The 21465-nt window shown below is 71.3% G+C and carries 27 protein-coding genes; 14 read left to right on the top strand and 13 right to left on the bottom strand.

Translation table 11 applies throughout. The features are described 5' to 3' along the window. Position 1: 1 nt before the first annotated feature. The gene (locus CRP27_RS15640) at positions 2-1120 is read right to left on the bottom strand and encodes a substrate-binding domain-containing protein (protein ID WP_097181507.1); all 1119 of its coding nucleotides are present in this window, start codon (positions 1118-1120) and stop codon (positions 2-4) included. A gap of 77 nt (positions 1121-1197) precedes the next feature. On the opposite strand from CRP27_RS15640, the gene CRP27_RS15635 reads away from it, so the two are divergent. From CRP27_RS15635 to CRP27_RS15620, 4 genes are all read left to right on the top strand, one after another. Further along, a complete protein-coding gene (locus CRP27_RS15635; RefSeq protein WP_255257613.1) occupies positions 1198-2532 on the top strand; it encodes an MFS transporter in 1335 nt (444 codons plus the stop codon). A gap of 9 nt (positions 2533-2541) precedes the next feature. Then, entirely contained in the window at positions 2542-3237 is a 696-nt protein-coding gene (nucS, locus tag CRP27_RS15630) for an endonuclease NucS (protein ID WP_097181506.1), read from the top strand. A gap of 113 nt (positions 3238-3350) precedes the next feature. After that, entirely contained in the window at positions 3351-4025 is a 675-nt protein-coding gene (locus CRP27_RS15625; protein WP_097181505.1) for an HAD hydrolase-like protein, read from the top strand. Further along, positions 4022-5281 (top strand): CynX/NimT family MFS transporter, encoded by a 1260-nt coding sequence (locus CRP27_RS15620; RefSeq protein ID WP_097181504.1) that lies wholly within the window; start codon positions 4022-4024, stop codon positions 5279-5281. Before CRP27_RS15625 ends, CRP27_RS15620 begins: the two co-directional genes overlap by 4 nt. 56 nt (positions 5282-5337) lie before the next feature. On the opposite strand, the gene CRP27_RS15615 is transcribed toward CRP27_RS15620, so the two are convergent. Next, on the bottom strand, positions 5338-6168 hold the full coding sequence (locus CRP27_RS15615) for an SDR family oxidoreductase (RefSeq protein WP_097181503.1): 831 nt from the start codon (positions 6166-6168) through the stop codon (positions 5338-5340). Between the two features lie 64 nt (positions 6169-6232). After that, positions 6233-6892 (bottom strand): nucleoside/nucleotide kinase family protein, encoded by a 660-nt coding sequence (locus CRP27_RS15610; RefSeq protein WP_217990749.1) that lies wholly within the window; start codon positions 6890-6892, stop codon positions 6233-6235. A 54-nt stretch (positions 6893-6946) separates the two neighbouring features. Between CRP27_RS15610 and CRP27_RS15605 the strand changes: the two genes are divergently transcribed. From CRP27_RS15605 to CRP27_RS15600, 3 genes are all read left to right on the top strand, one after another. Continuing rightward, entirely contained in the window at positions 6947-7315 is a 369-nt protein-coding gene (locus CRP27_RS15605) for a VOC family protein (RefSeq protein ID WP_097181583.1), read from the top strand. Positions 7316-7405: 90 nt separating this feature from the next. Continuing rightward, a complete protein-coding gene (locus CRP27_RS18025) occupies positions 7406-7594 on the top strand; it encodes a hypothetical protein (protein ID WP_141399787.1) in 189 nt (62 codons plus the stop codon). Beyond that, on the top strand, positions 7591-8334 hold the full coding sequence (locus tag CRP27_RS15600; RefSeq protein ID WP_097181502.1) for a hypothetical protein: 744 nt from the start codon (positions 7591-7593) through the stop codon (positions 8332-8334). The genes CRP27_RS18025 and CRP27_RS15600 overlap by 4 nt, the downstream gene beginning before the upstream one ends. On the opposite strand, the gene CRP27_RS15595 is transcribed toward CRP27_RS15600, so the two are convergent. The 4 genes from CRP27_RS15595 to CRP27_RS15580 form a co-directional block, all read right to left on the bottom strand. Then, complete coding sequence (locus CRP27_RS15595) at positions 8324-8764, bottom strand: NUDIX hydrolase (protein ID WP_097181501.1); 441 nt, start codon at positions 8762-8764, stop codon at positions 8324-8326. The genes CRP27_RS15600 and CRP27_RS15595 overlap by 11 nt on opposite strands. A gap of 88 nt (positions 8765-8852) precedes the next feature. Then, positions 8853-9443, bottom strand: a complete 591-nt coding sequence (locus CRP27_RS15590; protein WP_097181500.1) for a TetR/AcrR family transcriptional regulator — start codon at positions 9441-9443, stop codon at positions 8853-8855. A 201-nt stretch (positions 9444-9644) separates the two neighbouring features. Next, positions 9645-10967, bottom strand: coding sequence for a carboxylesterase family protein (locus tag CRP27_RS15585; protein WP_097181499.1), 1323 nt, complete (start codon positions 10965-10967; stop codon positions 9645-9647). 78 nt (positions 10968-11045) lie between these two features. After that, a complete protein-coding gene (locus CRP27_RS15580; protein WP_097181498.1) occupies positions 11046-12254 on the bottom strand; it encodes an MFS transporter in 1209 nt (402 codons plus the stop codon). Positions 12255-12369: 115 nt separating this feature from the next. Between CRP27_RS15580 and CRP27_RS15575 the strand changes: the two genes are divergently transcribed. Next, positions 12370-13170, top strand: a complete 801-nt coding sequence (locus CRP27_RS15575) for a sugar phosphate isomerase/epimerase (protein ID WP_176505635.1) — start codon at positions 12370-12372, stop codon at positions 13168-13170. After that, on the top strand, positions 13167-14270 hold the full coding sequence (locus CRP27_RS15570) for a Gfo/Idh/MocA family protein (protein ID WP_097181497.1): 1104 nt from the start codon (positions 13167-13169) through the stop codon (positions 14268-14270). The genes CRP27_RS15575 and CRP27_RS15570 overlap by 4 nt, the downstream gene beginning before the upstream one ends. Before the next feature lie 81 nt (positions 14271-14351). Here CRP27_RS15570 and CRP27_RS15565 read toward each other — a convergent pair whose 3' ends face one another. Next, positions 14352-15155 carry a DUF5067 domain-containing protein gene (locus tag CRP27_RS15565; RefSeq protein WP_217990748.1) on the bottom strand — a complete coding sequence of 268 codons (804 nt, stop codon included), beginning with the start codon at positions 15153-15155 and terminating at the stop codon, positions 14352-14354. A 145-nt stretch (positions 15156-15300) separates the two neighbouring features. Between CRP27_RS15565 and CRP27_RS18300 the strand changes: the two genes are divergently transcribed. Then, positions 15301-15462 carry a hypothetical protein gene (locus CRP27_RS18300; protein ID WP_176505634.1) on the top strand — a complete coding sequence of 54 codons (162 nt, stop codon included), beginning with the start codon at positions 15301-15303 and terminating at the stop codon, positions 15460-15462. 25 nt (positions 15463-15487) lie between these two features. On the opposite strand, the gene CRP27_RS15560 is transcribed toward CRP27_RS18300, so the two are convergent. The 3 genes from CRP27_RS15560 to CRP27_RS15550 all read right to left on the bottom strand — a co-directional run bounded on the left by CRP27_RS15560 (position 15488) and on the right by CRP27_RS15550 (position 16958). After that, complete coding sequence (locus tag CRP27_RS15560) at positions 15488-16099, bottom strand: TetR/AcrR family transcriptional regulator (protein WP_097181496.1); 612 nt, start codon at positions 16097-16099, stop codon at positions 15488-15490. A 67-nt stretch (positions 16100-16166) separates the two neighbouring features. Beyond that, on the bottom strand, positions 16167-16724 hold the full coding sequence (locus CRP27_RS15555) for a MarR family winged helix-turn-helix transcriptional regulator (RefSeq protein ID WP_097181495.1): 558 nt from the start codon (positions 16722-16724) through the stop codon (positions 16167-16169). A 51-nt stretch (positions 16725-16775) separates the two neighbouring features. Continuing rightward, on the bottom strand, positions 16776-16958 hold the full coding sequence (locus tag CRP27_RS15550) for a hypothetical protein (protein ID WP_097181494.1): 183 nt from the start codon (positions 16956-16958) through the stop codon (positions 16776-16778). A gap of 288 nt (positions 16959-17246) precedes the next feature. On the opposite strand from CRP27_RS15550, the gene CRP27_RS15545 reads away from it, so the two are divergent. Both CRP27_RS15545 and CRP27_RS15540 read left to right on the top strand, forming a co-directional pair. Continuing rightward, positions 17247-17687, top strand: coding sequence for an Hsp20/alpha crystallin family protein (locus CRP27_RS15545; RefSeq protein WP_097181493.1), 441 nt, complete (start codon positions 17247-17249; stop codon positions 17685-17687). 5 nt (positions 17688-17692) lie between these two features. After that, on the top strand, positions 17693-17959 hold the full coding sequence (locus tag CRP27_RS15540) for a hypothetical protein (protein WP_097181492.1): 267 nt from the start codon (positions 17693-17695) through the stop codon (positions 17957-17959). A gap of 72 nt (positions 17960-18031) precedes the next feature. Here CRP27_RS15540 and CRP27_RS15535 read toward each other — a convergent pair whose 3' ends face one another. Both CRP27_RS15535 and CRP27_RS15530 read right to left on the bottom strand, forming a co-directional pair. Then, positions 18032-18913 carry a manganese catalase family protein gene (locus CRP27_RS15535; protein WP_097181491.1) on the bottom strand — a complete coding sequence of 294 codons (882 nt, stop codon included), beginning with the start codon at positions 18911-18913 and terminating at the stop codon, positions 18032-18034. A gap of 26 nt (positions 18914-18939) precedes the next feature. Further along, on the bottom strand, positions 18940-19779 hold the full coding sequence (locus tag CRP27_RS15530; protein WP_097181490.1) for an SDR family oxidoreductase: 840 nt from the start codon (positions 19777-19779) through the stop codon (positions 18940-18942). A 126-nt stretch (positions 19780-19905) separates the two neighbouring features. Between CRP27_RS15530 and CRP27_RS15525 the strand changes: the two genes are divergently transcribed. Next, entirely contained in the window at positions 19906-20592 is a 687-nt protein-coding gene (locus tag CRP27_RS15525) for an SDR family oxidoreductase (RefSeq protein ID WP_097181579.1), read from the top strand. 145 nt (positions 20593-20737) lie between these two features. Beyond that, positions 20738-21358 (top strand): M15 family metallopeptidase, encoded by a 621-nt coding sequence (locus CRP27_RS15520; protein ID WP_097181489.1) that lies wholly within the window; start codon positions 20738-20740, stop codon positions 21356-21358. Positions 21359-21465: the final 107 nt, after the last annotated feature.

The following is a 21465-nucleotide window of genomic DNA, read 5'->3' as shown; positions in this document are numbered from 1 at the left end:
GCTACTCCGGCGGAGCCGGAACCGGCCCCGTGGTGTCGCCGATCCGCAGCTCGGACCGGAACGCCGCCGGCACCGGCTCGTCCCCCTCGAGCATCGCCAGGGCAGCCCGCGCGGCAGCGCGGCCCTTCTGCTCGAACGGCTGCACCAGCGTCGTGAGCTGCCGGATCGGCGTGCGGTGCAGCAGGCTGTCGTCGACCGTGATGCCGTCGAACCCGACGACGCTGACGTCCTCCGGCACCCGGAGTCCGGCGTCGAGTGCGGCCGAGATCACCCCGACGGCGAGCAGGTCGCTCTGCGCCACGACGGCCGTCGGCGCGGTCGATCCGGGAGCGAACAGGGCCTCGCCGGCGATGCGCCCCTCCTCCACCGAGCTGCCGGCGGTCTCCACGGCGACGGCGTCGGGGTAGACCCCGCGGACGCCGCGTAGCCGTTCGAGGGTCGTGTGGGCGACGCCCTCGGCCTCGCGAGCCTCGTCGACGGCGCCCCGACGCCGGGCGGCGTCGAGCGGGAGCGTCACGATCGTCACGTCGGCGTGGCCGAGGTCACGGAGGTAGGCGGCCGCTCGTCGGGAGGCCTCGCGGTTGTCGAGGTGGATCGGCACGGCACCCTCGATCTCGTCCGCCTCGATCGCGACGACGGGGATCTGGCGTCGGCGGAGGACCGCGACCGCGGGGTCGATGCGGACGTTGCAGCCGACCAGCACCACGGCGTCCATCGGTGCGTCCACGATGGGTCCGGCACCCTGTTCGTCGTCGAGCGGGCTCCGGACGAGCAGCAGGGACGCACCGGCGGCACCCGCGACCTCGGCGATGCCGTCGAGCGTCAGGACGTTGACCGGGTCACGGAAGGCGTCGCTCAGGCGTTCGTCCATGACGACCCCGATGACGCCGGAGCGGCCGCGGCGCAGCGAGCGCGCACGTGGGTCGGGGCCGCCGTACCCGAGGTCGGCCGCTGCCGCGAGGACACGGGCCTTCGCGTCCTCCGACACCGGGCCGAGCCCGCTGAACGCGAGCGATGCGGTCGACGGTGCGACCCCGGCGGCACGCGCGACCGCTGCCAGCGTGGGACGCGCCCGCCGGGCCGGGCGCGACTCGCCGAGTCCTGTTGCCGGTTCGTCCATCGCCCGTTAGCGTAACCGGAAACAGCGGTCGAATCGATTCGATCCGACCGCAACACGCGCCCCAGCAAGGATCTCCGATGACGTTGACCCCCTCCCGGACCACCCCGACCACCAGGGCCTGGATCACCGCGGTGTTCGTCGTGTTCACGCTGTCCGGCCTGGACATCGCAACCTGGCTCGGTCGGATCCCGAGCGTGCGCGACTCCCTCGGAGCGAGCACGTTCGAGATGGGCCTGCTCGTGCTCGGCATGGCGGTCGGTTCGATCGGCGGCCTGACCTTCGCCGGGCACATCGTCGCGAAGCTCGGCGCACGTCGAGGCGTCCAGGTGGCCGCAGCGTGCCTGGCCCTCGGCATGGTCTTCGCCGGACTGGCCGTGAGCCTCGGGTGGGGCTTCGCCGCCATCTGGATCGCGCTCATCGCGTTCGGCTTCGGCAACGGACTCTGCGACGTGTCGATGAACGTGTCCGGTGCCGCTGCCGAGAAGGCCGGCGGACGCACGATCATGCCGCTCTTCCACGCCGCGTTCAGCCTCGGCACGCTCGCAGGCGCCGGTCTCGGAGCCCTCGCCGAGGCGCTCGAGGTCCCGGTCGCGTGGCACTTCATCGTCCTCGTCGTCGTCACGAGCGCCGCGATGCTCGTCGCCGTCACGAGGTTCCAGGACGAGCACCGGTTCGAGGAGCACGTCGCCACGGACACCAGCCCGGTGCCGATGCCGGTCAGCCGCTGGCAGGTCTGGGCCCAGCCGTCGACCCTGCTCATCGGCGTGATCGTGCTCGGCATGGCGCTGGCCGAGGGCTCGGCGAACGATTGGCTGCCGCTCGCGATGATCGACGGACACGGTCTCGACAACGCGGCGGGCGCCGCCGTTCTCACGGTCTTCCTCGCCGCTATGACGGTCGGCCGGGTGGCCGGCAGTCCGCTCATCGACCGGTTCGGCCGCGTTCCGGTGCTGCGGATCAGCGCCGCCGTCGCGGTCGTCGGCCTCGGCATGCTCATCTTCATCGACAACGTGCCGCTCGCGATCGTCGGAGTCGTGCTCTGGGGTCTCGGGGCGAGCCTCGGGTTCCCGATGGGCATGTCCGCCGCCGCAGACGACCCCAGGACCGCCGCCGCACGGGTCAGCGCCGTGGCGACGATCGGGTACGTGGCGTTCCTCGCGGGCCCGCCGCTCATCGGGTTCCTCGGCGAGCACGTGGGACTGCTCGGTGCGCTCCTGGTGGTCTTCGTGTTCATCATCGCGGCGGGACTCGCGTCCGGCGCCGCCCGTGAGCGCGGCGCCGCCGCCCGGCCGACCCGCCGGGGTGGCGACGTGGACGGCGGCGGTGAGCCGCGCCTCCAGGCCCGGAACGCCGACGTGACGGACAGCACCGACCGGGCGGACAGCACCGCAGGCGGTCGCGACGCCGGTTAGGCTTCCCGGGTGCGTCTCGTCATCGCCCGCTGCTCCGTCGACTACGCGGGGCGGCTCTCAGCCCACCTGCCGCTCGCGACCCGTCTCCTCATGCTGAAGGCCGACGGCTCCCTGCTCGTGCACTCCGACGGCGGCAGCTACAAGCCGCTCAACTGGATGAGCCCGCCCTGCTCCATCGAGATCACCGAACCGGACGACGAGCAGTCGAGCGCCGGCATCACGCAGGTGTGGACGGTCACGCAGAAGAAGACGCAGGACAAGCTCATCGTGTCCCTGTACGAGATCGTCACCGACGAGACCCACGACCTCGGCGTCGACCCCGGTCTGGTGAAGGACGGGGTCGAGGCGCACCTGCAGCAGCTCCTCGCCGAGCAGATCGAGCTCCTCGGGGACGGCCACACGCTGGTCCGCCGCGAGTACATGACCGCCATCGGGCCGGTCGACATCCTGGCGCGGGACGACGCCGGCGCGAGCGTCGCGGTCGAGATGAAGCGCAACGCCAACATCGACGCGGTCGAGCAGCTGACGCGGTACCTCGAGCTGATGAACCGCGACCCGCTGCTCCGCCCGGTGCAGGGCGTGCTCGCGGCGCAGACCGTGGCACCGCAGGCGCGCACCCTCGCCGAGGACCGCGGCATCCGCGTCCTCGTGCTCGACTACGACGCGATGCGCGGCATCGAGGGCGGGCATACCCGCCTGTTCTGAGCCGCCAGCGGGCGGGACTGCACCCACCGCCCCGCCCGTTCTGAACCCGGCCTGGAGGCGCGGGTCGGCCCCGCCACGTCGGTCCCGGCCCGCGCCGGTAGGGTGGGCAGGACATGACCAGCCCGTTCAGCGCCATCCTCTTCGACCTCGACGGCACCATCAGCGACTCCGCGCCGGGCATCCTCGAGAGCCTCACGTACACGTTCCGGAAGGTCGGCGTCCCCGTGCCGGACCACGCGACGCTGATGTCGTTCGTCGGTCCCCCGATCATGGACACCTTCACGACCGCGATGGGCATGGACCAGGCGCAGGCCGAGCGCACCCTCGCCGTGTACCGCGAGCACTACTTCTCGCACGGCGCACTCGACTCCGCCATGTTCCCCGGCATCGACGTCGTGCTCCGCACCCTGCACGAGGCCGGACTGCCGATCTCCACGGCGACGAGCAAGCCCGAGACGCCGGCGACGTACATCCTCGAGCACTACGGCCTCACCGGTGACATCGACATCATCACGGGCGCGAGCGACGACGAGGTCCGGTCGAGCAAGGCCGACGTGGTCGAGGAAGCGCTCAAGCGCCTCGACGCCCGCGGGTTCGACACGAGCCGGCCGGTGCTCGTCGGCGACCGGCTGCACGACGTCGAGGGCGCGACGGTCCACGGCGTGCCGGTGGTCTTCGCCGAGTGGGGCTACGGCTCCCCCGCCGAGGCCGAGGGCACCATCGCGCAGGCGGCGACCCCGCTCGACCTGCTGCCGATCCTGCTGCCCGGCACGGTCGTCCCACGGTGAACGCCGCCGCTCGCACGGGCTTGCGCGGAGCCGCCTGGCTGCTGCCGGCCGCGATCGTCCTGATCGCGCTGAACTTCCGCGGCCCGATCGTCGCGACGGCTCCGGTGATCGGGGACATCCGGCTCGACCTCGGCCTCACCGCGACGATCGCCGGCCTCCTGACGACGATCCCGGTGCTGTGCTTCGCCCTCGCGACGCCGTTCGCCAGCTGGGTGATCGCCAAGGCCGACCCCGAGCGTGCGGTGTCCCTGTCGCTCGTCATCGTGCTGGCCGGCACCGTCGTCCGGTCGATGCCCTCCGCCGCCGCGCTGCTCATCGGCACCGCGATCATCGGCATCGGCATCACCATCGGCAACGTGGTCATCCCTGTGGTGATCCGGCGGGACACCTCCCCCGAGCGCGTCGGGCTCGTGACCGGCGTGTACACGTCGGCGCTCAACGTCGGGTCGATGCTCACGTCCCTCGCCACCGCACCGATCGCCGAGCTGTGGGGGTGGCCGATCGCCATCGCGGTCTGGGCGGTGCTCGCGGTCGTGGCCGGGTTCGCGTGGACGTACGCCGTCGGGGCGCGGGCCGCCTGGCTCCGACCGACGACGAACGAGGAACCGCTTCCGGTCACCGGCCCGATCGACCAGGTCCTCGACACGGGCGCGATCCGGACCGTCCGTGCGCAGCAGGCGGCTGCCGAGCCGGTGCGTCCCGCCCGACGTCTCATCACCTGGGGCCTGACCCTGGCGTTCGGCGGCCAGGCGTTTTCCTACTACGCCCTCACGGCCTGGATCCCGACGCTCCTGCACGACGAGATCGGGTTCTCGAAGGCATCGTCGGGTGCCAGTTCGTCCGTCTTCCAGATCCTCGCCGTCGTCGGCGCACTCGGCGTGCCGGTCCTCGCATCGAAGTGGCGGCCGCGGGCGATCATCTCGCTCGTCGCGTTCCTCTGGCTCGCGATGCCCCTCGGGCTGCTGTTCGCACCGCAGCTCTGGTTGCTCTGGTCGGTGCTCGGCGGCGCTGCCCAGGGTGGCGGCATCACGGTCATCTTCATCGTGATCGTCCGGATCGTGTCGAGCGACGCCGACGCCCGTCGGATGTCCGCGTTCGTGCAGGGCGGCGGGTACCTGATCGGCTCCGCGGGCCCGCTCGTCGCCGGGTCCCTGCACGGGGCCACCGGGGACTGGACGGCACCGCTGCTCGTCGTGCTCGTCGCGGTGCTCACCCTGGGTGTCGTGGGGACCGTCGCCGCCCGTCGCGTGTCCTGACCACCTGTCGGACACTCGCTGCGGGACGGGCGCACCCCGTGCCTCCAGGCCGGGCGTCAGCCCTCGAGCACCTCGCGCAACGAGAGCGGCCGGCGTCCCGTGACCCGCTCGACGTCGCCGGAGACCCGCGCGAGCGCCCCCTCGGCGATCGCAGTGTAGGTGCTCACCCAGGCGTCCGCCTGCCACGGTTCCGGGTTCCAGCGCGCCCGTGAGGCGTACGCCTCCTCCAGCGTCTCCGGGTGGTACGTGACCGTCCGGCCGCGGACCTCGGAGACCGTCGCCGCGGCCTGCTCGAGCGTGATCGCCGCCGGCCCGGTCAGCTCGTAGGTCCGGTCGAGGTGCGCCGCCGGGCTCCGGAGCACCTCGGTCGCGACACGCGCGACGTCCGCGCGGGCCACAGCCGCCATCGCCCCGTCGCCGGCCGGGCCGCGGATCACGCCGTCCTCGCCGACGAGGTCCTCGACGAAGTCCAGGTAGAACGAGTCCCGCAGGAACGTGTGCGCCATCGAGGTCGCCCGGATAGCCTGTTCGGTCGCCCAGTGGTCGCGCCCGAGCGTGAACGTCGCGTCCGCCGCGGCGCCCACGAACGACGTGTAGACGACGTGCTGCACCCCGGCGGTCGCGGCGGCGCCGACGAAGGCGCGGTGCTGGGCGAGGCGGTCCTCGGCCTCGGCAGCCGAGACCATGAGCAGCACGTCCACCCCGTCGAGGGCGGCGCGGCTCGCGTCGACGTCGGCGAACGACGCGACCGCGACCTCGGTCCCCGGCAGTTCCGGGGCGCGGGCAGCGTCGCGGACGATCATCCGGAACGGCACGCCGTCCGAGGCGAGCGCGCCAGCGACGGCGCCGCCGATCTTGCCGGTGGCGCCGGTGATGGCGATGGTCATGGCAGCTCCTGTTCGGTTCGTGTCGTGCTGGTGCGCAGCGCTTCGGCCCGCGTCGGTCTCGGGGTCACGTCCGCACCGTCCTGGAGGCACGGATCGCCGTGGGTGCGACCCTCGCCGCGTTCACGCCGTCGACCTCCACCGCCCAGCTGCGGGCCGCCTCGTGGTCGCGGCCGTGCCGCATGTGCCGGCCGACGAGGCGGTCGACGCGGACGTCGTCGTCGACGGCGCAGAACCAGGTCTCGGTGAACAGGTCGGCCAGCGCGGCCCAGGGTTCGGTGTCGTCGAGGAGGTAGTTGCCCTCCGACACGACCAGTCGGGTCGTGGCCGGGACGGCGATGCTGCCGGCGACGGGTTCGTCGACGCGCCGGTCGAAGTCCGGAGCCCACACGACCGGGCCGTCTCCGCGGTCCACCGGGTCCGCCGCCGCGAGCCGCCGGACGAGGGCCACGTAGCCCTCGCCGTCGAACGTGTCGATCGCTCCCTTGCGGTCGTGGCGTCCCAGGGCGTCGAGGGCGGCGTTCGACAGGTGGAACCCGTCCATCGGGACCTGCACGGCGGTCCCGGCGCCCAGTGCCGCGTCGACCGCCACGACCACACGCCGGGCGAGCGTCGACTTGCCCGCGCCCGGCGCTCCGGCGATCCCGAGGACCGTGCGCCCGCCACGCCCCGCGAGCTCGACGGCGCGCTGCACTGCCTGGTCGACGGACAGCTCGTGCGGGGTCACGCGTTCATCCTGGCAGAGCGCACCGACAGCGCCGGGCGGTGGTTCACTTGCCGCATGGTCGATGCGACGAAGGCGTTCAGTGGGTTCTCGGTCCGGGACGTGGCCGAGGCGAAGGCGTTCTACCTGGACGTCCTGGGGGTCGAGGTCACCGAGGACCACGGCATGCTGTTCCTGCAGCTCGGCGACGGCCACGGCGTGCTCGTCTACCCGAAGGGTCCCGCCCACGAACCAGCGACGTTCACGGTGCTGAACTTCCCGGTGGCCTCGGTCGACGACGCCGTCGACGAGCTCGCCGCGAAGGGCGTCGAGTTCCTGCACTACGACGGGATGACCGACGAGAAGGGTGTGAACCGGAAGGGCGGCCCGCTCATCGCGTGGTTCACCGACCCGTCGGGGAACGTCCTGAGCGTCATCGAGGAGTAGCCGTCAGCCGCGAAATTCTGTATGCAGAAAACTCGCACGGCGCTCCGGCCAGGCCCTAGATTCGGCCTCCCGACGGGCGGAGGGCCGGCCATGACACCACCGAAGATGCGCACCTTCACCCGCGACGAGCTGCACGCGCGACGAGCGGAGCTCTACCGCGAATGGAACCTCGACGAGCGCGAGTTCGCTCCCATCGAGGCCTGGCGCGAGCTCTTCCTCGAGGAGTACGTAGCGCAGGAGACCCTCAACGACATCTCGTTCCTCCTGGGAGAGCGGTGACGACCTCGGCGTTCTCCACGGCCGCGTCGAAGCTCGTCGAGCGTTCCCAGTCGCTGCTCGATCAGGCCCTTCCGGACCATCGAGCGGAGCTCACGACCAGCGACGGTCCCACGGGCGACTCGATCCTCTTGGTCGCGACACCGGCCGAGAGGCACGTCACGATCGAATTGTTCGCCGGCGGACACCACGTCGGGAACCTCTCCATGTCGATGCGACTCCGCTGGCGCTCGCACGAGCAGGCGCTCGTGGTCGACGAGAGCCGCTTCGGCCTCTTCCTCGCCGCCGATCGGCAGCCACTCGTCCGGTTCGAGTTCCAGGACGCGCTGACGGCGACCCCGCAGTCACACTGGCACTTCCACGCGGAGCGCGGGTCGTTCAGCGCGCTGCTCTCCCGCACGAGTGACGCCGGGACGGGCCGACGCGACCCGACCCGTCTCGCTTCGCTGCACTTCCCGCTCGGCGGCCCGCACTTCCGGCCGAGCGTCGCCGACGTGATCGAGTTCGTGATCGTGGAGTGCGGAGTCGACGCGCTGCCCGGGTGGCGACGCGCGGTGCACGACTACCGGACGCACTGGCGGCGGGACGAGGCCGCTGCGACCACACGACAGTTCCCGGCAGAGACCGCAGAGGCGCTCCGGCGGCTCGGATGGGTGGTCCGACCGCCAGCCCCACGAGCCGTCCCGCAGCCGTTCGTCACGGTGGGGGGCTCGATGAGCGGGCGGCTGGACCTCAGCGGGTGAGGGCGCCCGCCCAGCCGAGGGCGATCGGCACCACCAGGCCGTGACGGTGCCGGGGCAGGTCCGCGATCGGCAGCCAGTCGGCACGCTCGGTGGACCCGTCGGCCTCGTCCCGGAGCGCACCGCCCGTGATGGACACCCGGAAGACCACCTGCACTGCCTTCATCGGCCGACCGTTCGCGTGCATCCGACGCTCGGCGGGCACGACGTGGTGGCGCACACCGAGCAGTCCGCCGACGGCGACCTCGTACCCGGTCTCCTCCATGAACTCACGGACGACGGCCTGCTCCACGCTCTCGTCGAGTTCCACACCGCCGCCGGGCAGTGCCCACGTGCCCGCTTCGGGGTACCGCTGCATCGCGAGCAGGACCCGACCCTCGTGCGTGACCACGCCGTAGGCGGCGAGCCGGGTGTCGTAGTCCGTGTACTCCATCTCCCGACCATGCCAGGAAGCCGTGCGTGCGTGGGCGAGCCGCGCCGCGCCTCCAGGCCGGTCCGTCCGCAACGTGCGGACGGCGTCGTCAGACGGTCGCTGCGGCCGCAGCCCACCCCGCCCGCATCCGGGCCACCGCGCGGTCGAACCCGGCGAGGGGCTCGGCGTCGTCGCGGAGCATCGACTGCAGCTGGAGTCCCTCGTAGAGCGCGACGAGCTGCTCGGCGGCGTGCCGGGGTGAGGTGCCGCGGGGCTCACGCCCGGCGACGACGTCACGCACGAGGGCGAGGGTGACGTCCTCGAACGAGCGGGTGTACTGCCCGCGGAACCACCCGGCGGCAGGGTGTTCGGGGCTCGACGCCGCGCTGAGCAGGGCGGTCCGGAGGCGCACGAGGGCCGGTTCGTCGCGGCCGGCCTCGAGTCGTGCGCGCAGGTAGGCGACGGCGCCCGAGCGTTCGGCGACGACCCAGAGCGCCCGTCGGCTGCCGTTGTTCCACCGGTCCATCACGGCGACGACGAGGAGCTCCCAGAGCGGGAACACCCGCCGCACCGTGTCCTCGGGGACGCCGGCGTGCTCGGCGACCTCGGCCGGGCCGACGGTGTGGAAGTCGGCCACGCGGTACGCCTCGATCGCGCCCGTGACGATGCGGGCGCGCAGGTCGACGTCGGACTCGGGCATGCCGTCGATTCTCCGGGCCGGGTGGCGGGCCCGCGAGCCGCCAGTTCTGGGGTCGTGCCGGTGCCGCCACAGCGACAGCGTGCCGGGACGTCCGGCCGTCTGGTGCGCCAGGGCGACAGGTCCCCGCGGGACTCCGGCGGCAGACTGTCGCTTTCGCGGAACCTGCACGCGCCAGCCCGCGCCCAGCCCGCGTGCGTCCGGTCAGCCGCGGTCGAACGTCAGCGTCTCGTCGTCCGGCGCCGTGACCCGTCCGGTGCGCGCGAACTCGGCCCAGATCGCCCGGAACGCCCGGCCACGCCGTTCGACCTCCGGCCAGTCCCGCTCCGGCACGAACCGCGAGCCGGCCCACGCCGCACGACCGCCGAGCAGCAGCGGCAGGTCGCTCATGTGGACGGCCCCGGTCGGCTTCGTCGTGACGCCCCGGATCAGCCGGTACGAGGTGGCACGGCCCCCGGCTGCGCGGTGTCGTGCGGTGAAACGGCGGACGTCCCGCCCGTAGATGACGTCGGAGAGGGGCCGGACGAGCAGCCACCGCAGGAACGGCCGGACCAGCCGGGAGCGCGCGATCGTCCGGAGGACCGGGACGAGCGGCACGTACATGCCGGCCTCGTCGGTGCCCGAGCCGATCAGGACGTCGATGTCGGGTGCGACCGCGGACCACGCTGCGTCGAGGGACCGCTCGGCGGGCAGGGGCGCGTGACCGTACTGCGTGCCGTAGGGCATGCCGCCCGGCAGTCCGTACGGGGCGGCGGCGCGGGTCCCGACCGCCTGGCGTTCGAGCAGGTCGTCGAGCGGGGTGTCCGGGTGCAGGTTCCCGACGGCGCGGACCATGGCGGCGTTCATCCGTGCCCGCCCGCGGGACAGCCCGAGCGGTGCGCTCTGGATGATCGCCCGCCGGAAGAGTCCCGCCGTGCCCTCGCTGATCATGAGGTGCGCTGCCGCGTCCCCGCCGGCCGACTGGCCGAACACCGTCACCAGGTCCGGGTCGCCCCCGAACGCCGCGATGTTCGTCCGGACCCAGCGGAGCGACTCGACGAGGTCGAGCAGCCCCAGGTTCGCCGGCACGCGCTCGCCGTCACCGAGGAACCCGAGGATCCCGAGCCGGAACGTCACCGAGACGAAGACGACGCGCTGCTCGGAGACGAGGTCACGGGCGTCGTAGATCGGCACGTCCCCGCCGCCGATGACGTAGGAACCGCCGTGGATCCAGACCATGACGGGCAGTCGCTCGCCGGGCTGCACGTCGGCGGGTGCGGTGATCGACAGCCGTTGGCAGTGCTCGTCGACGACGAGGCCCTCGGCGGGCCGCAGCAGCTGGTCGACGAACGTCGCCTGGACCTGGGGTGCGACGGGTGCGGGCGTGGTCGCCGGGTACGGCTCGTCGAAGGGCGGCATCGGCTCGGGACGCCGGAAACGTGCGGCCCGCGCGTAGGGGATCCCGAGTGCGCGGACGACGTCCCCGTCGACGACGCCGGTGATGCGTCCGGCAGGCGGGTCCCAGGTGAGCGAGTCGGCGTCGAGCATGGACCCCACGCTATCCAGCGTGACCACCATGCGGACTGGAGGCACGGTGCGGGCCCGCCCCGTGCCTCCAGTCCGTGGTCAGTCGCGTCCGGCGACCGGACGCAGCGAACCGGACGCCGCGAACGCCGCGACGAACAGCACCGCGACGAGCCAGAGCGCGCTGAGCGCGCCCACGTGCTCCGCGATCGCCCCGATGACCGGCGGACCGGCGAAGTTCGCGAAGTACCCGATCGACGCGACCACGCTGACGCGGGCGGCCGGGTTCGGTCCGCTCTGCGCCGCGGCCGACATGCCCAGCGGGAAGCCCATCGAGACGCCGACCGCCCACAGCACGACGCCGATGAGGGTGAGCCACCAGCTGCCGCCCACGATGAAGAGCACGGCGCCCACGATGCCGAGCGCGGTCGTCCACCGGACGGTGCGGACACGGCCCATCCGGTCCACGACGGGTCCCGCGAAGACGCGGGTGGCTGCCTCGGAGACGGCGAACACGGTGAAGAACAGCGCGCCGACGGCTGCGGTCTGTCCGTGGCCGTCGGTGGTGGCGAGGGCGAGCCAGTTGTTCGCCGAGCCCTCGCCGAGCTCGACGCCGAGCATGACCACGCCGATGAGCAGCAGGCGCACGTCGGCCCACCCTCTGGCCCACTGGCGGAGCCGCTGCCGGGGCGTGAGCGACGTGTCGTGCTCCTCGGCACGGGTGCCGTCCGGGATGCCGCGCATGGCTCCGACGCCGACCACGAGGATGACGACGGCCTCTCCCAGCAACTGTACCGAGGGGGTGATGCCCAGCCACGCGCACAGGGCGGCGAGTCCCGCGCCGAGGGCCGCGCCTCCCGACCAGGCGGCGTGCATCAACGGGAGCAGCGTGCGGCCGGCGCGCGCCTCGATCGCCGTGCCCTCGACGTTCGCCATCACGTCGAGCGAGCCGATGCCCGCCCCGGCGACCACGAACCCGACGGCGGCGAGCGGCACGGAGTGCATCGCAGCGGCCGTGCCGATGACGGCGATCGCCGCCGGGACGAGCACGACGACCGCGGTCAGTGCCCGCCGACCGCCCAGCCGCCGGAGCATCGGGGCGGCGCTGAGCAGACCACCGATCGAGCCGATCGTCACCCCGCCGAGCATGAGTCCGATGGTGCCGACGTCCACGCCGAGTTCGACGCGGAGCTCGGGGAGGCGCGGTCCCCAGGCGGCGAGGCTCACCCCGCCGATGGCGAAGGCGATGATGATGGCGTTCCGCCACCCGGCGAGCTGTCTGCGGTCGTCATCGACCGACGCTGTGGTCATGCGACTAAAACTACACAGCGGGTGGTTTTTGGGGTAGCGTCGTACCCGATCTCGCCGCGGAGCATCGCTCCTCGACGGGCCGCGACACCCAGACAGGACCGAAGGAGCCTCTGCAATGCCCATCACCTCTGTGCAGCTGTACTCGCTGCGCGACGCCATCGCCGAAGACCTCGACAAGGCCATCGCCCGCGTCGCCGAGATCGGCTACGAGAACGTCGAGCCCTACGCGTTCGTCGAGCGCGCCGCAGACCTCGAGCGCGCCTTCGCCGCCACCGGCCTGAAGGCCCCGTCCGGTCACGTCGCCGTGATCGACGCCGAGGACACCGCCCCGATCTGGGACGCGGCCGAGCGCCTCGGCATCAAGACGGTCATCGACCCGTTCATCCCGACGGACCGCTGGCAGACCGCCGACGACGTCGCGAAGATCGCCGAGCGCGTCAACGTCCTGACCGCCGAGGCAGCTTCGCGCGGCCTCGAGTTCGGCTACCACAACCACCAGTGGGAGTTCACGAACAAGGTCGACGGCCGCACGGTCTACGACCTGTTCGTCTCGCAGATCAGCCCTGAGACCGTGCTCGAGGTCGACACCTTCTGGGCGACGGTCGGCGGCGCCGACGCCCCCGCGGTCCTGAAGTCCCTGGGTGACCGCGTCGTCGCCATCCACGTCAAGGACGGCAAGGTCGACGGTGACATCCGCACCGCCCTGCCCTCGTCCGAGAGTGCCCTCATCGTCCCCGAGGCACTCCAGCGCGCCTTCGAGAACCAGACCCCGGCCGGCCAGGGCGACGTCGACGTGGCGGGCATCCTCGCCGCCGCGCCGCAGGCGATCCGCGTCGTCGAGTTCGACGCGTACAAGGGCGACGTCTTCGAGGGCATCACCGAGTCGCTCGCGTGGCTGAAGGACAACGACAAGTGACCCGTGTCGGGATCGGCATCATCGGTGCCGGCAACATCTCCACGCAGTACCTGGAGAACCTGACCAAGTTCGCCGACGTCGAGGTCCGGTTCGTCGCCGACGTGCTGCTCGAGCGTGCCGCCGCCCAGGCGGCGGAGTACGGGGTCGGCGCGTCGGGTTCGGTCGAGGAGCTCCTCGCCCGCGACGACATCTCCATCGTGATCAACCTGACGATCCCGGCGGCCCACGCCGAGGTCGACCAGCAGATCATCGACGCCGGCAAGCACGTGTGGAGCGAGAAGCCGATCGCGACCGACCACGAGTCGGCCGCCGCGGTGCTCGCCTCCGCGAAGGCCAAGGGCCTGCGTGTCGCGACGGCACCGGACACCGTGCTCGGTGCGGGCATCCAGACGGCGCTGCGTGCCATCGCCCGCGGCGACATCGGCGAACCGCTCTCCGCCACCACGTTGTTCCACGTCCCCGGCCCGGAGGCCTGGCACCCGAACCCGGACTTCCTGTTCGCCGAGGGCGCCGGACCCCTGTTCGACATGGGCCCGTACTACGTGACGACCCTCGTGCACGCGTTCGGCACCGCCAGCCGCGTGCAGGCCGTGTCCTCGAAGTCGCTCGACCGTCGCACGATCGCGTCCGGCCCCCGCGCCGGCGAGACGTTCCCGGTCGAGGTCCCGACCCACCACGCCGCCCTGATCGAGTTCGCCGGTGGGCAGTCCGCCCAGTCGACGTTCTCCTTCCAGCACGCCCTGCCGCGCATGGGCTTCGTGGAGATCAACGGCACGCTCGGCACGATCTCGCTCCCCGACCCGAACACGTTCGAGGGCGCATCGCAGCTCTGGCGCTACGGGCAGGAGGAGCCGGAGACGCTCGAGGCGGTCGGCTCCACGTGGGGTCGCGGCACCGGTGTCGTCGAGCTCGCCCGGGCCATCGCCGAGGACCGCCCCGAGCGTGCCTCCGGTGCGGTTGCGCTGCACGTCCTCGACGTGCTGCTCGGCATCCGTGACGCCGCGGCCTCGGGTTCGGCCGTCGACATCACGTCGTCGGTGGACCCGATCCCGCCGCTGCCGGAGGACTTCGACCCGGCGGCTGCGGTGCTGACCGCGTAGACCGTCCGCGTCCACTGAGCAGAAAACGTCGGGTACCGATTCGGTACCCGACGTTTTCTGCTCACTCGATGGGCGCGCTGGCTACTGGAGCTCGTACGTCACGGAGCCCAGATCGTCACTGAAGAGGTTCTCCTTCGCAGTGAGCTTCACCGGGGTGGTCTCGTCGTCGAGCTCGTACGCGACGGCGTTCTCGACGGTGCCGCCCTGCTTGATCTTCTCGGTCTGCGAGTCGAGGTACTGATCCCCGGGAGTCGAGCCGATGTTCAGTTCGTTCACCGCGTTGGGGTCGTTGTCCTGGAACGCCTGGAACGATCCGATCCACGCTGTCGTCGGGTCGATCGCCTCGCTCGTCAGGTTGGTCGTGGTGTAGACGATGGCGATGACGGGCTTGTCGCCGTACTCGTTGCCCGGCTGGCCGACGGGGATCAGCCGGTGACTCGTGATCGTGACCTTCATCTTCGGGGTGGTGAGGACACCGTCCTTGAACGACGCCTCGGATGTGTCACCAGCGGCCGCCGACGAGCTCGAGGTAGCCGCCGGGGGAACCGTTTCGCTGCTGCTGATCGCCTTGGCCGCGCCTGCGAACACCGCCGTGTAGACGACGGCGAGGATGATCGACAGCACCAGGCCGAGGCCCGACAGGATCACACCGGCAACCGCGGCCTTGCGCGGTCGGAACTTCACCACGAGCCCCACGATGCCGAGGATGAGGCCGACGGCGCCGACCGCGACGGTCACGTAGTTGAAGAACGGGATCGCGAACCCGACCATCGCGACGATGCCGAGGATCAACGATGTGATGCCGAACGGGTTGCCTGCGGCCCGCTGCGGGGGTCGGGGCTCGGCTGGCTGGGTGGGCGCGGCAGGGTACGGGGCGTCGGACACGGGTTCTCCTGGAGTTTTGAAATGAGCACTGCTCGGGTGACAGCGCGATGGTGATCGTATCCGACTGTGCGTTCTCTCACTGACCCCAGGACGGGGCGTCACGCAGGAGTCCCGCGACGCCTTCGGCTGTCGGCACCATCTGCTCGTGCGCTGTCGTACCGGCGGCTGGAACGCCGAGTGCGAGACGATCGCAGCACGCCTGACCGGCGGGACCCACGTCACCCTGCCCGGTCACGGTCATCGCCCGCAGGAGCACCCGGACGCAGCGCAGGTCGTGCTCGACTTCGTGGCCGCCACCACTTGGTGAGCCCACCGCCACACGAGCCTGCGACTCAGTCGGCCGCCGGCACGATCTGCTCGAGCAACCGCAGCACCTTCTCGCCGTCCACGGCCTCCGGGTCGAGCAGCCACTGCACCTGCAGCCCGTCCGACGCCGCGATGCTCAGGCTCGCCAGGTCCACCGGGTCCAGGTCGGCGCGGATCCGCCCCGATGCCTGGTCCGCCTCGATCAACGCCGCCAGGTCGGCCCGCAGCCGTGTGAACCGCTCGCGCATGAACTCCCGCGTCGCCGGGTGCCCCTCTTGCACGGCATCGGCCGCGAGCGTCGTGTAGAGCTGCACGAGCCCGGGGACCGCACGGTTCCGCGAAGCGCTCTCACGCATGTCCCCGATCGCCGACTTCATCCGGTCGGGGGCACCCTGCTCGCGCACCTCGTGCTCGCGGTACACGGCGAGCAGCAGTTCGTCGCGGTTCGGGAAGTAGTGCCGGAGCGCCGCGTGGGTGATCCCGAGCGCATCCGCGACCGAGCGGAGTGACGATGCGTCGACGCCGTGGTCGGCGACCATCCGGATCATCTCGTCGAGGATCTGCGTGCGCCGCTCGGCGCCCTTGCGGTACCCGCCGCGTCGCGGCGGGGCCGCTTCGTCGTCGGCGGGGGGCGTCATCCTCCCAACTTACCGCTGGAAGGTTTTTTCCGGGAGGCGCGTGAGGACTCGTTCCTCCGGGTCCCGATCAGGCGTCGTGCGGCTCGGCCACGCCGTCCGGGTCGACGGTGTACTCGTCGACCGGCGCAGGTCGCCCGTCGGCGAGCGCTTCGGTGATCTGGGAGAGGCAGCGGGCGAGGACGCCGTTCTCCTCCGAGGACAGGTGGTCCATCACCTCGACCACGGCCTCGTGGAACCGGGCGTACGAGGCGTCGATCTTCTTCGCGGCCTGCACCGTCGGCTCGAGCACCTGCGCCCGGCGGTCGGTGGGGTGCGGAGCACGCACCAGATCGCCCTTGTCGACGAGGCCGTCGACGATCTTGGTCACCGAGGCGTTCGAGACGTTGAGCATGACGGCGAGGTCCTTGGGCCCCATCGCCCGTCCGTCCCGGTGCGCCTGGAGCATGTACCGGACAGCGAGGAACTCGTTCTTCGTGAGTCCGCTCTCGCCGCGGGCCTGCTCGAGCTGCTGCTCCTCGGCGTGCTGCAGCCGCAGGAGCGCGTCGACGGCGACCTTCGCGGCACGCGACCGGGGCTCCCGGGCGTAGAGGTGCATGTGCTCACGACGGACGACGGTCAACGGCATGTGGTCGGGTGTTCTCTCGTACTGGCGGTGCGGGGTGGGACGGACCCGAGACTACGCGGCGGGGACGCTGAAGAAGTCTGCGTAGGACGGTTCGGCGCGACCGGACAGGAGCGACGGGTCCTGGATGCGTCGCTCGACGTAGGCGTCGATGACGGCCGGGTCGGTGAGGCCGACGCGGGTGTGGGTGCCGACGAGCCGTGTGTGCCGCGGCATCCCGGTGTACGTGCTGTGCATTGCGATCCCGCCTTCCTGCTTCCTGGTGTCCCCTGCGGACGGTCAGAAGTCTTTCACGACGTGAACGATCAGTGCAACGAACTATTTCTGTTCTGTACGGTTCGCGCACCTAACTGTTAGCGCTGTTGAACTACATCGGTGTCATTCGGAATCAGTTGCTTCGGCATGCACCGCTTCCGACACCCGGCGACCTCTGAGCGTTCTTTTGGCACTCCTGAGGGTCGAGTGCTAAAACGGTGGCAGTTGAGTCGAGGGGACTCAACTGCAGACACGAAGGAGTTGATCTCGATGACGATGAACTTCGACCCGTTCCGCGAGCTCGACCGTCTCGCTGGGTCCCTCCTCGGAGCCGGAGGGCCCCGCTCCATGCCGATGGACCTCTACCGGACCGGGGACCACTACGTCCTCGACGTCGACCTGCCGGGCATCGACCCGGGGTCGGTCGACATCGACGTGGACGGCTCGGTGCTGACCATCCGCGCCGAGCGGACCCTCGGTGCCCCTGATGGGTCGCAGTGGATCACGCGCGAGCGGCAGCCCGGCTCGTTCGTCCGACAGCTGACGCTCGGCGACGGCCTCGACGCCGCCCGCATCACGGCCGGCTACGACAACGGCGTGCTGAGCATCACGATCCCGGTGAAGGAGTCCGCCAAGCCGCGCAAGATCGCGGTCACCGTCGGAGGCGGTTCCGAGCAGCTCGCCGTCGGGGCGGGCTCCGACCAGCACTGACCGGCATGGCGGTCCTGGCGAACGCGGTCGCGGCGGTCCTCGTCGTCACCGCATCCCTCGCGCTGACCAGCCTCGACCGACGGACTGCCGCTCTGCTCGGCGCGACCGGCAGCCTGACCGGCACCTTCCTGGCCTGGGTGGTGGCCCCGCACCTGTGGAGTTCGACCCCGCTCCTGCCGTGGGCTGCTGCCGTCGCCGGGACGATCCTCCTCGTCGCGGGGTGGAGCGCCGTCCGCGCGTACTCCGACCTGTTCGAGCCGCCCCGGCGGTGAGCTCGAAGCAGCGATGACCGAGTGGAGGGCCCGGCGCACCACGTGCGCCGGGCCCTCCACGATGTCGACGGACTACTCCTTGTTCAGCGTGTCCTGCACCGCGCCCGCCGTCTTCTCGACGAAGTTCGGCAGCTCGGTGGTGCCGTAGAAGCGCGAGTCCGGGTGCGTGGGTGGCGGCATCGGCACCGACGTGGTCGGCCCGTCGTGGTACGAGTACTCGCCCTTGCCATCGAAGGACGGCCCGCTCGCCCAGGGACCGTTGCCGGCCTCGGCGCCGTCCGAGAAGTTGAGGTACTGGTACGCGACCTCGTTCGCCTGCTTGGCCTCCGGGAACTTGTTCGGCACCGGGAAGTCCTCGATCCCGTTCTCACGGAGCTCAGCCGCGGCGGACGCCCACATGTTCTGGTGCATCGTGTCCCGGGCGATGAGGAAGCCCAGGAGGTCTCGCACCCCCTTGTCGTCGGTCATGTGGTAGAGCCGCGCTGCCTGGACTCGGCCCTGCATCTCGGCGTTCTCGTTGGCGGTGAAGTCAGCGAGCAGGTTGCCGCTCGCGGTGATGTACGAGCCCTGCCAGGGGTTGCCGTTGCTGTCGACCGGTCGTGCTCCGGCACCCGCGACGATCGCGTGCTGCACATCGGTGCCCCCGACGATCGCGGCGACCGTCGGGTCGTCCTGGACGGCGTCCTCGGTGATCCCGAGCGGGGACTTCTCGAGCAGCTGCGCGATCATCGTCGCGAGCATCTCGACGTGCCCCATCTCCTCGGCGCCGATGCCGAAGACGAGGTCGCGGTACTTGCCGGGCATGTGCATGTTCCAGGCCTGGAACTGGTACTGCATCGCCACCGAGATCTCGCCGTACTGTCCGCCGAGCACCTCCTGCAGCTTGCGGGCGTAGACCGCGTCGGGCTTGTCCGGGGTGGACTTGAACTGAAGCTCTTGCTTGTGGAAGTACAACTCGTTCTCCTGTTTCGCTTGGTCGGTCAGAGGATCGGGGTGCCGCCGGTGACGGCGATGCGCGCCCCGGAGACGTAGCTGCCGTCGTCGCTGGCGAGCAGCACGTAGACGGGAGCGAGCTCGGCGGGCTGCCCGGCTCGGCCGAGGGGCGTCTGCTTGCCGAACTGCTCGACCTCCTCCGGCGGCATCGTCGAGGGGATGAGCGGCGTCCAGATCGGGCCGGGAGCGACGCTGTTCACGCGGATGCCCCGGTCGCCGAGCAGCTGCGCGAGGGCGGCGGACAGGTTCGCGACGCCGGCCTTCGTGACGTCGTAGGGCGCGAGGGTCGGCTTCGGGTTGTCGGAGTTCACCGAGCTCGAACCGATGATCGAGGCTCCGGCGCCGAGGTGCGGGAGCGCCGCCTTCACGAGGTGGAAGTAGGCGCTGAGGTTCGTCGCGATGGTGTGGTCCCACTCCTCGTCGCTGATCTCCTCGAGCGTCTCGTGGGTCATCTGGTACGCAGCGTTGTTCACGAGGACGTCGATGCCGCCGAGTTCGTCCACAGCTGTCGCGATGACGCTCCGGCAGTGAGCGGGGTCGTTCAGGTCGCCGGGGCACAGGACGGCGGTGCGGCCTGCCGCTTCGACCCAGCGCCTGGTGTCCTGCGCGTCGTCCTCCTCCTCGGGGAGGTAGCTGATCAGCAGGTCGGCACCCTCGCGTGCGAACGCGAACGCGATCGCCACCGCCTTGCCGATGCCGCTGTCCCCACCGGTGATGACGGCGCGCTTGCCGGTGAGCTTCCCGGAACCGCGGTACGAGTCCTCGCCGTGGTCGGCTCGCGGGGTGAGTTCGCGGTCGCTGCCCGGCGGCTGCTGCTGGTCGGTCATGTGCCCTCCTGATCCGGTGGTGCGGGTGTCGAGGCCGATGGTCGGCGTCGGGTGCTGGGTACCCGTCCGGAGTGGACCGATCACGCAGTTGGTCTGGCCGGATCACGCGGGCGTAGCGTCGTGTCCGTGGACCTCCAACTGCAGAACCGTGTTGCACTCGTCGTCGGCGGGAAGGGGTACATCGGTGCCGCGATCGCCGATCGACTCCGCGCCGAGGGAGCGACCGTCGTCGTCGCCTCCCGGACCGCCGGCGACTCCGCCGACAGCGTCGCGATCGACACCGCAGACCAGGCTTCCGTCGACGCCGGGATCGCCCGCGTGCTCGAGCAGCACGGCCGCATCGACGCGCTCGTGGTGACGGCTGCCCCGAGCGCGGGGACGCTCGACCCGGCGAAGAAGTCCGACCCGGACCAGGTGCTCACCGCGATCGACGGCAAGGCCCTCGGGTTCCTCCGGGTCGCCAATGCGGTGCTGCCGGCGCAGCGGGCGGCGGGCTTCGGACGCATCGTCGTGGTGAGCGGCCAGAACGCGTACCTGTCGGGCAACATCACCGCCTCCCTGCGGAACACCGCCGTGAGCGTCATCGCGAAGAACCTCGCCGATGAGGCCGCGGGCACCGGCGTCACCGTCACGGTCGTCAACCCGGGGACGGTGACCGACACCCCGAGTCCCGAGGTGCGGCCGGGCGGCCCCGGGGACTCCAGCCCGCAGCAGATCGCGGACCTCGTCGCGTTCCTCGCGTCGCCGCTGTCGGTCGTGTCCGGCGAGTCGATCTCGATCGCCCACCGCGTGCTGGGCCAGATCACCATCTGATGGACTGGAGGCGCGGGGCGGCGCCGCCCCGCGCCTCCAGCCCGACGACCGGTCACCACGGACGACGCGGGTTCACCCGGCAGGGTGACCGCCTTGGGTCCCGTGCCCGATGCACGATGACGGCGATGTTCCACATGCTGGGGGCATGCAGACGTCACGCCTCCACCTGATCGCGACCGTCGTGGTCACCTGCGCCGCGCTGACCGTCGCAGGGTGTGCTGCCGCCTCGATCCCTGCCGACGGGCGAGCCGGCGCCCGCGCCGGCCGCACGACCGTGTCGGTCGGGCCGCCGTCCGGCGAGTCCGCCGAGGTCGGCGGTCACACCGTCAGCACCGCGGACGGGTACGCCGCCGACGGGGCTCCGATGTCCGAGATCGCGGACACCCCGGCGATCGCGAACCTCGACGCGGACCTCCGGCACGCGGTGGCCCGCGCGGCCGAGGCGGCGGCCGCGGACGGGGTCGAGGTGCGCATCAACTCGGGCTGGCGGAGCAGGGCCTACCAGCAGGCGTTGCTCGACCAGGGCGTCGAGGAGCACGGTTCGCTCGAGGAGGCCCGCCGCTGGGTGAACACCCCGGACCGGTCGACTCACGTCCAGGGCCGCGCGGTGGACGTCGGCGCGATCGATGCCGCGGCGTGGATGCAGGAGCACGGGCGTCAGTTCGGACTCTGCCAGACCTACGAGAACGAGTCGTGGCACTACGAGCTCGCGACGACCGCGGGTGGCGAGTGCCCACCGATGCGCCGCGACAGCTCCGCGGGGTGACCGACCACGGTTCAGCCGGTGGGATGAAGGCCTTCCACCTCGCGCCCGATGCCGTGCAGCCACCGGGACGCGAGGCTGGTGGCATGGAGTCCTCGACGAAGCACACG

The sequence above is a fragment of the Curtobacterium sp. 314Chir4.1 genome (genome assembly GCF_900215175.1).
Taxonomy (GTDB): Bacteria; Actinomycetota; Actinomycetes; order Actinomycetales; family Microbacteriaceae; genus Curtobacterium; species Curtobacterium pusillum_A.
This window is presented reverse-complemented; position numbering and strand designations above follow the sequence as displayed.

What these genes read in the sequence shown, in the direction of transcription:
- CRP27_RS15580 (WP_097181498.1), bottom strand. Translation starts at nt 12,254, where the DNA reads ATGACCACAGCGTCGGTCGATGACGACCGCAGACAGCTCGCCGGGTGG.
- CRP27_RS15595 (WP_097181501.1), bottom strand. Translation starts at nt 8,764, where the DNA reads ATGGAGTACACGGACTACGACACCCGGCTCGCCGCCTACGGCGTGGTC.
- CRP27_RS15520 (WP_097181489.1), top strand. Translation starts at nt 20,738, where the DNA reads ATGCAGACGTCACGCCTCCACCTGATCGCGACCGTCGTGGTCACCTGC.
- CRP27_RS15530 (WP_097181490.1), bottom strand. Translation starts at nt 19,779, where the DNA reads ATGACCGACCAGCAGCAGCCGCCGGGCAGCGACCGCGAACTCACCCCG.
- CRP27_RS15640 (WP_097181507.1), bottom strand. Translation starts at nt 1,120, where the DNA reads ATGGACGAACCGGCAACAGGACTCGGCGAGTCGCGCCCGGCCCGGCGG.
- CRP27_RS15540 (WP_097181492.1), top strand. Translation starts at nt 17,693, where the DNA reads ATGGCGGTCCTGGCGAACGCGGTCGCGGCGGTCCTCGTCGTCACCGCA.
- CRP27_RS15635 (WP_255257613.1), top strand. Translation starts at nt 1,198, where the DNA reads ATGACGTTGACCCCCTCCCGGACCACCCCGACCACCAGGGCCTGGATC.
- CRP27_RS15555 (WP_097181495.1), bottom strand. Translation starts at nt 16,724, where the DNA reads ATGCCGTTGACCGTCGTCCGTCGTGAGCACATGCACCTCTACGCCCGG.
- CRP27_RS15560 (WP_097181496.1), bottom strand. Translation starts at nt 16,099, where the DNA reads ATGACGCCCCCCGCCGACGACGAAGCGGCCCCGCCGCGACGCGGCGGG.
- CRP27_RS15585 (WP_097181499.1), bottom strand. Translation starts at nt 10,967, where the DNA reads ATGCTCGACGCCGACTCGCTCACCTGGGACCCGCCTGCCGGACGCATC.
- CRP27_RS15575 (WP_176505635.1), top strand. Translation starts at nt 12,370, where the DNA reads ATGCCCATCACCTCTGTGCAGCTGTACTCGCTGCGCGACGCCATCGCC.
- CRP27_RS15545 (WP_097181493.1), top strand. Translation starts at nt 17,247, where the DNA reads ATGACGATGAACTTCGACCCGTTCCGCGAGCTCGACCGTCTCGCTGGG.
- CRP27_RS15590 (WP_097181500.1), bottom strand. Translation starts at nt 9,443, where the DNA reads ATGCCCGAGTCCGACGTCGACCTGCGCGCCCGCATCGTCACGGGCGCG.
- CRP27_RS15625 (WP_097181505.1), top strand. Translation starts at nt 3,351, where the DNA reads ATGACCAGCCCGTTCAGCGCCATCCTCTTCGACCTCGACGGCACCATC.
- CRP27_RS18025 (WP_141399787.1), top strand. Translation starts at nt 7,406, where the DNA reads ATGACACCACCGAAGATGCGCACCTTCACCCGCGACGAGCTGCACGCG.
- CRP27_RS15550 (WP_097181494.1), bottom strand. Translation starts at nt 16,958, where the DNA reads ATGCACAGCACGTACACCGGGATGCCGCGGCACACACGGCTCGTCGGC.
- CRP27_RS15615 (WP_097181503.1), bottom strand. Translation starts at nt 6,168, where the DNA reads ATGACCATCGCCATCACCGGCGCCACCGGCAAGATCGGCGGCGCCGTC.
- CRP27_RS15605 (WP_097181583.1), top strand. Translation starts at nt 6,947, where the DNA reads ATGGTCGATGCGACGAAGGCGTTCAGTGGGTTCTCGGTCCGGGACGTG.